This window comes from Mesorhizobium sp. LMG 17147 (assembly GCF_024297145.1).
Lineage (GTDB): Bacteria > Pseudomonadota > Alphaproteobacteria > Rhizobiales > Rhizobiaceae > Mesorhizobium.
Genome location: NZ_JANCTC010000002.1, coordinates 560,989 through 573,045, shown reverse-complemented (window position 1 = coordinate 573,045; position 12,057 = coordinate 560,989). Strand labels below are relative to the sequence as shown.

Annotated in this window: 10 protein-coding genes and 1 tRNA gene; 9 read left to right on the top strand and 2 right to left on the bottom strand. The window is 64.0% G+C overall.

Annotated features, from left to right (window positions below; genetic code table 11):
- Positions 1-46 precede the first annotated feature (46 nt).
- Positions 47-121, top strand: a tRNA-Val gene (locus tag NMG46_RS06725).
- Positions 122-213: 92 nt separating this feature from the next.
- On the opposite strand, the gene NMG46_RS06720 is transcribed toward NMG46_RS06725, so the two are convergent.
- Together NMG46_RS06720 and NMG46_RS06715 are read right to left on the bottom strand one after the other, a co-directional pair.
- Complete coding sequence (locus NMG46_RS06720; RefSeq protein WP_254816914.1) at positions 214-1,176, bottom strand: GDP-L-fucose synthase; 963 nt, start codon at positions 1,174-1,176, stop codon at positions 214-216.
- A gap of 162 nt (positions 1,177-1,338) precedes the next feature.
- On the bottom strand, positions 1,339-2,493 hold the full coding sequence (locus tag NMG46_RS06715) for a dihydrodipicolinate synthase family protein (protein WP_254816913.1): 1,155 nt from the start codon (positions 2,491-2,493) through the stop codon (positions 1,339-1,341).
- A gap of 243 nt (positions 2,494-2,736) precedes the next feature.
- On the opposite strand from NMG46_RS06715, the gene NMG46_RS06710 reads away from it, so the two are divergent.
- From NMG46_RS06710 to NMG46_RS06675, 8 genes are all read left to right on the top strand, one after another.
- Entirely contained in the window at positions 2,737-3,792 is a 1,056-nt protein-coding gene (locus NMG46_RS06710; protein WP_254816912.1) for a LacI family DNA-binding transcriptional regulator, read from the top strand.
- Complete coding sequence (locus tag NMG46_RS06705) at positions 3,789-4,805, top strand: Gfo/Idh/MocA family protein (RefSeq protein WP_254816911.1); 1,017 nt, start codon at positions 3,789-3,791, stop codon at positions 4,803-4,805. Before NMG46_RS06710 ends, NMG46_RS06705 begins: the two co-directional genes overlap by 4 nt.
- Positions 4,802-6,403 (top strand): acyl CoA:acetate/3-ketoacid CoA transferase, encoded by a 1,602-nt coding sequence (locus NMG46_RS06700; RefSeq protein ID WP_254816910.1) that lies wholly within the window; start codon positions 4,802-4,804, stop codon positions 6,401-6,403. Before NMG46_RS06705 ends, NMG46_RS06700 begins: the two co-directional genes overlap by 4 nt.
- Positions 6,396-7,172 carry an enoyl-CoA hydratase/isomerase family protein gene (locus tag NMG46_RS06695; RefSeq protein WP_254816909.1) on the top strand — a complete coding sequence of 259 codons (777 nt, stop codon included), beginning with the start codon at positions 6,396-6,398 and terminating at the stop codon, positions 7,170-7,172. The genes NMG46_RS06700 and NMG46_RS06695 overlap by 8 nt, the downstream gene beginning before the upstream one ends.
- 15 nt (positions 7,173-7,187) lie before the next feature.
- Complete coding sequence (locus tag NMG46_RS06690) at positions 7,188-8,699, top strand: aldehyde dehydrogenase family protein (RefSeq protein WP_254816908.1); 1,512 nt, start codon at positions 7,188-7,190, stop codon at positions 8,697-8,699.
- Between the two features lie 60 nt (positions 8,700-8,759).
- A complete protein-coding gene (locus NMG46_RS06685; RefSeq protein ID WP_254816907.1) occupies positions 8,760-10,013 on the top strand; it encodes an ABC transporter substrate-binding protein in 1,254 nt (417 codons plus the stop codon).
- A 139-nt stretch (positions 10,014-10,152) separates the two neighbouring features.
- Positions 10,153-11,112 (top strand): carbohydrate ABC transporter permease, encoded by a 960-nt coding sequence (locus NMG46_RS06680; RefSeq protein ID WP_254816906.1) that lies wholly within the window; start codon positions 10,153-10,155, stop codon positions 11,110-11,112.
- Entirely contained in the window at positions 11,109-12,053 is a 945-nt protein-coding gene (locus NMG46_RS06675) for a carbohydrate ABC transporter permease (protein ID WP_254816905.1), read from the top strand. Before NMG46_RS06680 ends, NMG46_RS06675 begins: the two co-directional genes overlap by 4 nt.
- Positions 12,054-12,057 lie beyond the last annotated feature (4 nt).

The following is a 12,057-nucleotide window of genomic DNA, read 5'->3' as shown; positions in this document are numbered from 1 at the left end:
GCTATTGACGTGCAGAACCAAAAATGGTGTATGCGCGGCTTCGGATGGGCGTGTAGCTCAGCGGGAGAGCACTGCATTGACATTGCAGGGGTCACAGGTTCAATCCCTGTCACGCCCACCATCCAGACAATCCCTCGATTGACCGTAGGTATTTTCATCGGCTGTCGTTCCCGGCCTCATCCGATCCTGATGCCGAGCTTGCCTATTCCAGCCTCAGGCCGCGCCGAGGCGGAGATCACCGGTCTCGACGTGCTGGAGAAACCACGCATAGGTCTGTTCCAATCCGCTGCGCAGCGAGTAGCGCGGGCGCCAGCCGGTGGCGAACAGGCGCGACACGTCCATCAGCTTGCGCGGCGTGCCGTCCGGCTTCGTCGCATCGAATGTTATTGCGGCATCGGCGCCGGCGACCGACACGATGGTGCGGGCAAGGTCGGCAATGGTGATGTCTTCCCCCGAGCCGACATTGATGTGGCTGTCGCCCGAATAATTCTTCAGCAGCCAGACCAGCGCGTCGGCGGCGTCGTCGACATGCAGGAATTCACGCATCGGCGTGCCTGATCCCCACACCTCCAGGCTCTTGCGGCCGGCGCGCTTGGCCTCGTGCGCCTTGCGCATCAGAGCGGGCACGACATGGCTGGAATTGAGGTCGAAATTGTCGCCCGGACCGTAGAGATTGGTCGGCATCGCCGAGATGTAGTCGACACCGTACTGGCGCCGATAGGCCTGGCACAGTTTCAGCCCGGCGATCTTGGCGATCGCATACCATTCGTTGGTGGGCTCGAGCGGCCCGGTCAGCAAGGCGTCCTCGGAGATCGGCTGCGCCGCGAATTTGGGATAGATGCAGGATGAACCGAGAAACAGCAGCTTCTGCACCTCGTTGCGGAAGGCGCTGTCGATGACATTGTTCTGCATGACGAGATTGTCCTGCAGAAAATCGACCGGAAGCCTGTTGTTGGCCAGGATACCGCCAACCTTGGCCGCCGCCATCACCACTGCATCCGGCTTGCGGTCGGCCATCCAGTGCCGCACGCCGGACTGGTCGAGAAGATCGAGCTCGGCGCGCGAGGCGGTCAGGAGCTCGCAATCCTCGTCGGCCAATCGGCGCAGGATGGCCGAGCCGACCATGCCGCGATGTCCGGCCACGAAAACACGCTTGCCCTGAAGGTCGAAGGTCATCAGCTTACCCCAATGCAGAACGGCAGCTATGCCAGTTGGCCGGCGGAGCGCCGGATCGGCTTCTCTGTTGCCGGACGCATACCGCATACAGATTTGCCCAGACAAGGCAAATCGCAAAGCCACGCGAAGCAACCTTTGGATCGGACGCTGTAGCGCTCGCGATCAGACGCCCGCTACCGCGCAGAGGCTTGTCATTCTGGCAATGGCAAGCTCGGGGTCGGCCAGCAACCCTGCCTGGTCGGCAAGGCGAAAGACATCGGAATAGTGGCGGATGCCGCGCGCCGATTGCATGCCGCCGATCATCGAAAAATGCTCCTGGTGGCCGTTCAGCCATGCCATGAAGACGATGCCGGCCTTGTAATATTCGGTCGGCGCCTCGAAGATTTTGCGCGACAGCGGCACTGTCGGCGCCATCAGCGTGTCATAGCCGGCGCGGTCGCCGGCGGCCAGCTTTGCCAGCGCTGCATTGGCGACCGGCGCGATCGCATCGAAAATGCCGAGCAGCGCGTGCGAATGTCTGTCGCCGTCGCCGGCGATCAGCTCGGCGTAATTGAAGTCGTCGCCGGTGAACATCACCACGCCCTCGGGCAGCCGGTGCCTGAGCGCGATCTCCTTGCCGGCATCGAGCATCGATATCTTAATGCCCTCGACCGTGCCGGCGTGGCGTTCGATGATGGCGATCACCGTCTCGAGCGCAGTTTCGAAATCGCTGCTGCCCCAGTAGCCTTTCAGCGCCGGATCGAACATGTCGCCCAGCCAGTGCAGGATGACCTTGCCGGATGCCTGGGACAGGATGCGGTCGTAGACGCGGGCATAATCGTCGGGGCCTTTGGCGATCGCCGCAAGCGCGCGGCTGGCCATCATGATCGCCTTGCCGCCAAGCCCTTCGATGAACCCGAACTGCTCCTCATAGGCCGCGATGACATCGTCGAGCGTGCTCGCCGCCCCCGGCGTCAGATGGTCGGTGCCTGCGCCTGACGCGAGAGTGGCGCCCTCGACGCTCCGCGCCTCGGCGATCGAGCGGCGGATCAATTCCCTGGCATTCACCCAGTCGAAGCCCATTCCGCGCTGCGAGGTATCCATCGCTTCGGCGACACGGAAGCCGAGCCGCCAGAGGTGATGGCGAAACGCCATCGTCTTGTCCCAGTCGACCGCGGGCCTCGACCATGGATTGGTCATGGCGAAAGGATCGGCGACGACATGGGCCGCGGCGTAGGCGATACGCGAGAACCGCGCGCCGGCCACAGGCTGCACCGGCTGGCCGATAAGCCGGTAGAGGACGCGGCCGCCGCCTTTCCCGGGCAAGGTGATGTCCATGGCTCTCTCCTTCCCAGCGCCTATTAAATGGAACGTTCCAATAAATCAAGAGACTTTGCCGCCCTGCCTCGCGCAGCTCAAATTGCTGCATCGCAGCAGGTGAAAGCCGTGTTTAGGAGACGATTGCACCCACTGAGCCGCATTTTTCTCGGGTTCGCAAAAACACGATTGACTCAAATGCCTCGCAGAGATTAGATCGTTCCAATAAAATCGCATAAGAAACCGCCGGGAGGACAGATCTGGATGGCCAGCCGGGCCAAGGCAACGATACTCGACATCGCCCGTGAGGCGGGCGTGTCCAAATCGACGGTATCGCTGGTGTTGCAAGGCAGCCGGCTGATCCGGCCTGAGACCGCGCTCAAGGTGCGCAAGGCGATCGAGGATGTCGGCTATGTCTACAACCGCGGCGCCGCCAATCTGCGCAAGGCCCATTCCAACGTCATCGGCATGGTCATCAACGATCTTACCAATCCGTTTTTCGCCGAGATGGCGGTCGGAATGGAGCGCGTCTTCCAGTCGGCCGGCATCGTGCCTTTCATCGCCAACACGGCGGAGAGCCCGGTGCGCCAGGAAGAGGTTCTGAAATCGCTGATGGAGCAGGGTGTCGCCGGGCTCGTCGTGTCGCCGGCGCGCGGCACCACGCCTGGCGCGTTCCGCCGCCTTGAGACTGCAGGCGTTCCGGTCGTTTTCGTCATGCGCCGCCTCCCGGAAAGCCGCATCCCGGTGATCACGCCCGACAATCATCGCGGCGCCTATCTTGCCACCGCCCATCTGATCGGCAAGGGCCACCGCCGGCTGGCCTTCTTCGGCGGCTCGTCCGACCTTGTCGTCTACCACGAGCGGCTGGGCGGCTTTCGCGCGGCCTGTGAAGCGTTCGGCATCGCACCAGCCGACAGGCTGGTCTTTGAGGGCGAAACCAGCCGCAAGGGCGGCATTGCCTGCCTGGAAACCGCGCTTGCCATGGCCGCGCCGCCGACCGCGGCCCTTTGCTTCAACGATGCGGTCGCCTTCGGCGTCTTGCTGGCGCTGCGCAAGCGCGGCCTTGAGCCCGGCGCGGACTTTGCCGTCGTCGGCTTCGACGACGTGGCCGAGGCCGAGCACTACATGCCGGCGCTGACCAGCGTCGCGGTGAACACCGCCGGCCTCGGCGAGCGCGCCGCCCATGTCGTGCTGAAGATGATCCAGTCGCGCACCACGCGCGCCGAGGATCATATCGGCGCCGTCAACCTCGTAGTCAGGGAGAGCTGCGGCCCTGATCGCAAGGAGCATGGCTGCGCAGGAATGGGAGACGCGGCATGACCGTCAGTTGGGGGCTGATCGGCGCCAGCACGATCGCAAGACAGTTCATGATCGGCGCCATCCGCGCGCAGCCGGACGGCGAAATCGCCGCAGTGATGAGCTCCAGCCCGGAGCGGGCTGCCGCCTATGCTCGGGAAAACCGCATTCCGGCGGCGGTCTCGACGCTTGATGAATTGCTCGGCTCCGACATCGACGCCGTCTACATCTCGACCACCAACGAATTGCATCTCGAACAGGCACTCGCCGCCATCGAAGCGGGAAAGCATGTGCTTTGCGAAAAACCACTGGCGCTGACCAGCGCCGACGCCCGCAAGATCGTCGCGGCGGCCAGGGCCGCCGGCGTCGTGCTCGGCACCAATCACCACCTGCGCAATGCGGGCTCGCATCGGGCGATGCGCGAAGCGATCGCTGCCAGCCGCATCGGCAGACCGATCGCCGCGCGCGTCTTCCACTCCGTCTATCTGCCGGAAAACCTGCAGGGCTGGCGCATCACCAGGCCGGACGCCGGCGGCGGCGTGGTGCTCGACATCACCGTCCACGATGCCGACACGCTGCGCTTCGTGCTCGGCGACGATCCCGTCGAGATCTCGGCGTTCACGCAATCGGCCGGCATGGCCGCCGGCGGGCTGGAAGACGGCGCCATGTGCCTCTGGCGCTTCGCATCGGGCGTCATCGCCCAGTCGCATGAGGGCTTCACCACCAGATTCGCCGGCACCGGCTTCGAGGTGCATGGCAGCGAAGGCTCGCTGATCGCCAGGGATGTGATGACGCAGAAGCCGGTCGGCTCGGTATTGCTTCGAACGGCAAAGGGCGAGGAGGAATTGAGCTTCGACCGCGAAGATCTCTATGCCCGTTCGCTGCGCCAATTCCACGCCGCAATCCGTGGCGAGGGCCAGCCTTCCGCCACCGGCGAGGACGGCGTCTGGTCGCTGACATCAGCCGAAGCGGCATTGCAATCGGCCAGGTCCGGCAAGGCCGTTGCCATCGACCCGAAGCTCGGGAGTGCTGGATGAGCAAGCTCGTGTCCGCGGCTGAGGCTGCCGGCCTGATCAGGGATGGCGTGGTCGTTTCCGTGTCGTCGTCGAGCGGCCTCGGCTGCCCGGATGCGGTGCTTGCCGCGATCGGCGAGCGCTTCGACGCCGAAGGCCATCCCAAGGACATCACGACGCTGCACCCGATCGCCGCCGGTGACATGTACGGCATCAAGGGCATCGATCACTTAGCCAAGCCCGGCCTGTTGAAGCGCACTTTGTGCGGGTCCTATCCTTCCGGGCCGTCATCTTCCGAACCACCGCAGATCTGGAAGATGATCGGCGACAATTCGGTCGCTGCTTACAACGTGCCGTCCGGCATCCTGTTCGACATGCATCGCGAAGCCGCCGCCAAGCGTCCCGGCGTGCTGACCAAGGTCGGGCTCGACACCTTCGCCGACCCGCGCCACCAGGGCTGCGCCATGAATGCTGCCGCCAGCGAGCCGATCGTTTCGGTGCAGCAGTTCGATGGCGAGGAGTGGCTCTATTTCCGCGCGATCGTGCCGCAGGTCGCGGTCATTCGCGCCACCACCGCCGACGAGCGCGGCAACCTCACCTATGAGCATGAAGGTGCCTATCTCGGCGGCCTCGAACAGGCGCTGGCCGCCCGCAACAATGGCGGCATCGTCATCGCGCAGGTCAAGCGCGTCGTCGAGAACGGCACGCTGAAGCCACACGATGTGCGCGTGCCCGGCGTGCTGGTCGATCATATCGTCGTGGCGCCCGACCAGTTGCAGACGACGCTGACGCCCTACGATCCGGCCATCTCCGGCGAGATTTTCCGGCCGCTGTCGAGCTTTCGCAACGCCGAGATGAACGTCCAGAAGGTCATCGCCCGCCGCGTCGCCATGGAGCTTGCCGACGGCATGGCGGTCAATATCGGCTTCGGCATCTCGGCCAACGTGCCGCGTATCCTGATCGAGGAAGGCCAGCACGGCAAGGTCACCTGGGTCATCGAACAGGGTGCGGTCGGCGGCGTGCCGCTGCTCGACTTCAAGTTCGGCTGCTCGTCGAATGCCGACGCCTTCATGCCCTCTCCGCACCAGTTCATCTATTTCCAGGCTGGCGGCTTCGACGCTTCGCTGCTGTCCTTCCTGCAGATCGACCGCCACGGCTCGGTCAACGTGTCCAGGCTTTCGGCGCGACCGCATGTCACCGCCGGCGCCGGCGGTTTCGTCGACATCACCGCTCGGGCGAAGAAGATCGTCTTTTCCGGTTTCTTCAACGCCGGCGCCAAGCTGTCGCTTGCTGATGGCGGCATCCGCATCGACAAGGAGGGCAAGGTCAAGAAAGTCGTCGGCGAGGTCGAGCATATCTCCTTCTCGGGCAAGCGTGCCGTCGCGCAGGGACAGGATGTCACCTATGTCACCGAGCGCTGCGTGATGAAGCTGACGCCGGCGGGGCTGATGGTGACCGAGTTGGCGCCGGGGATCGACCTCGAGCGCGATGTGCTGGCGCAGGCCGAGATCCCGCTCGCCGTCGCCAACGACCTGAAAATCACACCGGATGCGCTCTACCGGGACCGGCCGATCGGCCTATCGCTCAATGGCGGCGCGTCGCTTGGAGGCGCACATGGCTGAGCGTCTGGTTACCTTTGAAACCGACGGCGCCATAGGCATTGTCACGCTGCGCCGGCCGGCGAAATTCAACGCGCTCGACATTCCGATGCTGCGGGGGTTGGAAGCAGCGCTCGACGAAGCCGAGGCGGCGCAGACCGTCCGCGTCGTGCTGATCTGCGGCGAAGGCAAGGGCTTTTGCGCCGGCGGCGATGTCGAGGCTTGGGCAGAAATGAGCGCCGCCGATTTCCAGGTGCAATGGGTGCGCTACGGCCACCGCGTCTTTGATCGGCTGGCGCAGCTGCGGCAGCCGACGATTGCCGTGCTTGCCGGCCATGCGCTGGGCGGCGGGCTGGAACTGGCGGCGGCTGCAGACTTCCGCGTGGCGGAAACACAGATGAAGCTGGGGTTCCCCGAAACCTCGATCGGCGTCGTTCCCGGCTGGTCCGGCACCCAGCGCGCCGTGCGCCGCTTCGGCGCGCAGGCGGTGCGGCGGATGGCGCTCGGCGGCGAAGTGTTTCTGGCTACCGAGGCTCTTGCTCTGGGGATTGTCGACCGGGTGGTCGAGACCGGTAAGGCGTTCGCCGAAGCCAAGGCCTGGGCCGGCAAGATCGCCGAGCGCGGCCCGCTCGCGACCGAAGCCGCCAAGCTGATGATTGCCATCGCGGAGGGCGAAGAGAGTGCTGCCGCGACCGAAGCGCTGGCCAGCGGCTTCATCGCGCTGACAAGCGATCTCAGGACCGGCGTCGAGGCTTTCAGCGCCAAGCAGAAACCGGCCTTCTCAAGATCTTAGGAACCTGAAACTCACATGAACGCACCTCTCAACATCGCCATGCCCGCCGAGGCAGCCGCAGCGCCGAAAAGCTACCGGCTGCTGATCGACGGCAAGTTCGTCGACGCTCGGGACGGCCGCACGCTGGAGCGCAGCAGCCCCGGCCACGGCTTCACCGTCTCGCGCTATGCACAGGCCGGCGCGGCGGACGTCGAGGCTGCGGTACAGGCCGCGCACAAGGCCTTCGAGACCGGCCCGTGGCCGCGCATGAAGGCCGCCGAACGCGCCGCGATCCTGCTCGAGGCAGCTGACCTGATCGAGGCGCGGCTGGACGAGATTGCCCGGCTCGACGCGCTGGAATCCGGCAAGCCGATTGCCCAAGCGCGCGGCGAGATCGGCGGCGCCATCGATATCTGGCGTTATGCCGCGGCACTTGCCCGCACGCTTCACGGCGAAAGCTACGCCAATCTCGGCGACGCCATGCTCGGCGTCGTGCTGCGCGAACCGATCGGCGTCGTCTCCATCATCACGCCGTGGAATTTCCCGTTCCTTATCGTCAGCCAGAAACTGCCCTTCGCGCTCGCCGCCGGCTGCACGGCGGTGATCAAGCCGAGCGAGATGACCTCGGCCTCGACTTTCGTGCTCGGCGAGATCCTGATGCAGGCCGGCCTGCCGGACGGCGTCGTCAACATCCTTGCCGGTCTGGGCGCCGATGTCGGCGCACCGATGGTCAGCCATCCGCTGGTCGAGATGGTGTCGTTCACCGGCTCTACCCGGGTCGGCAGGATGACCATGGCGTCTGCCGCCAACTCGCTGAAGAAAGTCTCGATGGAGCTCGGCGGCAAGAACGGCCAGATCGTCTTTCCCGATGCCGACCTCGATGCCGCCGCCGACGCGGCGGTATTCGGCGGCTTTTTCAATGCCGGCGAATGCTGCAATGCCGGCAGCCGGCTGATCGTCCATGAGGCGATCGCCGACGACTTCCTCGGCGCCGTCAAAGCCCTCACCGCCAAGGTGACTGTTGGCGACCCGCTCGACGACCGCACCAAGGTCGGCGCGATGATCTCCGCCGACCACATGGCCAAGGTCACCGGCTACGTGACGGCAGCGGAAAACGGCGGCGGCCGGATCTATAGCGGCGGCAAGCAGCTTGCTGCGAGCGCCGGCCAGTATCTTGATCCAACCATCGTTCGCGACGTCACCGAAGACATGGCCATTGCGCGCGAGGAAGTGTTCGGGCCGGTGCTCTCGGTGCTGACTTTTGAATCGATTGAAAGGGCGTTGCGCATCGCCAACAACACGCCCTATGGTCTGTCGGCGGGCGTGTGGAGCGCCAGCATCGATACCTGCATGTCGGTGGCGCGGAATGTGCGTTCGGGAACCGTTTGGGTGAACACGTTCATGGAAGGTTATCCCGAACTGCCTTTCGGTGGCTACAAGCAGTCCGGTCTCGGACGCGAACTCGGCAAGCGCGCCGTTGAGGATTATACCGAGGAAAAGACAATCCAGTTTCATCGCGGCCAGCGCACCGGATGGTGGGTCGGCTGAGTTGGGAAGAACCCGGTGGCCATTCGCCGGTCGTTGTAAGTTCAACAAGGGAGGAAGTACATGTTGCGCAAACTGCTTATCGGGACGGCTCTCGCAGCGGGCGTTGCGTTCGCGGCCCATGCCGAGGACGTCAAGGAAGTCCAGATGCTGCATTGGTGGACGTCGGGCGGCGAAGCTGCCGCTCTGAACGTGCTCAAGCAGGATCTGGCCAAGGAAGGCTTTGCCTGGAAGGACGTGCCGGTGGCCGGCGGTGGCGGCGACGCCGCCATGACCGCGCTGAAGGCGATGGTGGCGGCCGGCAACTACCCGACCGCCTCGCAGATGCTTGGCTATACCGTGCTCGACTACGCCGCGGCCGGCGTCATGGGCGACCTGACCGAGACGGCGATAAAGGAAGGCTGGGACAAATCCGTTCCCGCCGCCCTGCAGAAATTCTCGGTCTATGACGGCAAGTGGGTCGCGGCTCCGGTCAACGTCCACTCTGTCAACTGGCTGTGGATCAACAAGGCGGTGATGGACAAGATCGGCGGCACCGAGCCCAAGACCTTCGACGACTTCATCGCGCTGCTCGACAAGGCCAAGGCGGCGGGCGTCATCCCGCTCGCGCTGGGCGGCCAGAACTGGCAGGAAGCGACCATGTTCGACTCGGTCGTGCTGTCGACCGGCGGGCCTGAGTTCTACAAGAAGGCCTTCAACGACCTCGACGAGGAATCCCTCAAGTCCGACACGATGAAGAAGTCGTTCGACAATCTCGCCAAGCTCGTCACCTATGTCGACCCGAACTTCTCGGGCCGGGACTGGAATCTCGCCACCGCCATGGTCATCAAGGGCGATGCGCTGGTGCAGGTGATGGGTGACTGGGCCAAGGGCGAATTCAACGCCGCCAAGAAGGTCCCGGGCACCGACTTTCTCTGCTATCGCTTCCCGGGCACCGACGGCAGCGTGATCTACAACTCCGACATGTTCGGCATGTTCAAGGTTCCGGAAGACCGCAAGGCCGCCCAGATCGCTCTGGCCACCGCAACTCTGTCGAAGAGCTTCCAGTCGGCCTTCAACGTCGTCAAGGGCTCCGTCCCGGCCCGCACCGACGTGCCGGACACCGACTTCGACGCCTGCGGCAAGAAGGGCATGGCCGACCTGAAGGCCGCCAATGAAGGCGGCACGCTGTTCGGCTCGCTGGCGCAAGGCTACGGCGCCCCTCCGGCGGTTGCCAACGCCTACAAGGATGTCGTCTCGAAGTTCGTCCACGGCCAGATCAAGACCTCGGACGAGGCGGTGACCCAACTGGTCAGCGCGATCGAAGACGCCAAGTAAGGCCGCTGCGTCAGTGATCTCCCCGGCGCAAGCCGGGGAGATCCCCTGCGGAGGGGTTTTGCGGTTGCGCTGACCGGCACGCTTCGTGCCGCAGAGGCCGCGACGACAGAATTCCGGACCCGCCATACGGAATGGATCGATGAGCATAGTTGCTGAAACCAGTATCACGCTGACGCCGGAGCACGACGCCCGTCCGGGCGCTTCGGTGCGCTCGCGCCTGCAGGATGCGCTGCCGAAGCTCGTGCTGGCGCCGAGCTTCGCCGCCACCATCGTCTTCGTCTACGGCTTCATCCTGTGGACGATCTATCTGTCCTTCACCAATTCCAAGACCTTTCCCTCCTATGCGATCACCGGGCCACGCGCCTATCAGCGGCTGTGGCGCTGGACTTTCGAAAGCGATCCGCCGTCCTCCTGGTACACCTCGATCACCAATATGGGGATTTTCGGCTTCCTCTATATTTCCATCTGCCTGGCGCTCGGGCTGTTCCTGGCGATCCTGCTTGACCAGAAGATCCGCGGCGAAGGCATGTTGCGGCCGATCTATCTCTACCCGATGGCACTGTCCTTCATCGTCACCGGCGTTGCCTGGAAATGGTTTCTCGACCCGGGCCTTGGCCTCGAGCAGACGCTGCACCAATGGGGCTGGACGAGCTTCCATTTCGACTGGATCAAGAACAAGGACTTCGTCATCTACACTGTGGTCATCGCCGGTGTCTGGCAGGCGTCAGGCTTCATCATGGCGATGTTCCTGGCCGGGCTGCGCGGCATCGACGGCGAGATCCTGAAGGCGGCGCAGATCGACGGTGCAACCACCTTCCAGCTCTACCGTCGCATCGTCATCCCGCTGCTGCGGCCGATCTTCCTGTCCGCCTTGATCGTCCTCGCGCATCTCGCCATCAAGTCCTACGATCTGGTCGTCGCGCTGACCAGCGGCGGGCCGGGCGGCTCGGCCTGGCTGCCGTCGAACTTCATGTATGAGTACACCTTCAAGCGCAACGAAATGGCCGTCGGCTCGGCTAGCGCCGTGATCATGCTGATGACCATCACCGCGATCATCGTTCCCTATCTCTATTCCGAGCTTCGGGAGAAGCCGCGATGAGCGCCATAGCCACTCCTGCTCGCCAAAGCACAGGCGGTATCAGCGCCAGGACGGTCAACCGTATCGTCATCTACGGGCTGCTGGCGCTGTTTGCGCTGTTCTATCTGATGCCGCTGTTCGTCATGCTGGTGACCTCGTTCAAGACCATGGACGAGATCCAGAACGGCAACATGCTGGCGCTGCCGCAGGCGCCGACCTTCGCACCCTGGATCAGGGCGTGGAGCGAAGTTTGCTCGGGTCTCACCTGCGTCGGCATGAAGGGCTATTTCTGGAACTCGATCAAGATGGTGGTTCCGGCGGTCATCATCTCGACGCTGCTCGGCGCGCTCAACGGCTATGTGCTGACGAAGTGGCGCTTTCGCGGGGCGACGCTGGTGTTCGGGCTGATGCTGTTTGCCTGCTTCATCCCGTTCCAGTCCGTGCTCTTGCCCATGGCAACGATCCTCGGCAGCCTCGGCCGGTTCGGCGTCAAGCTGCAGAACGCGACCGGCTTCACCTTCGGCTTCGGCAATCCAACCGTGAACCTGGTGTTCGTTCACGTCGTCTACGGCATCGGCTTCACCACCCTGTTCTTCCGCAATTATTACGAAGCGTTTCCGAACGAGCTGGTGAAGGCGGCGCAGATCGACGGCGCCAGCTTCTTCCAGATCTTCCGGCGCATCATGCTGCCCAACTCGCTGCCGATCATCGTGGTGACGGTGATCTACCAGTTCACCAACATCTGGAACGACTTCCTCTTCGCCTCCGCCTATGCCGGCTCCGGCGACGTGATGCCGATGACGGTGGCGCTGAACAATGTCGTCAACACCTCGACCGGCGTCGTCGAATACAACGTCAACATGGCGGCGGCGATGATCGCCGCGCTGCCGACGCTCCTCGTCTATGTGCTCGCCGGCCGCTATTTCGTGCGCGGCCTTATGGCCGGCGCCGTCAAAGGATAATCGC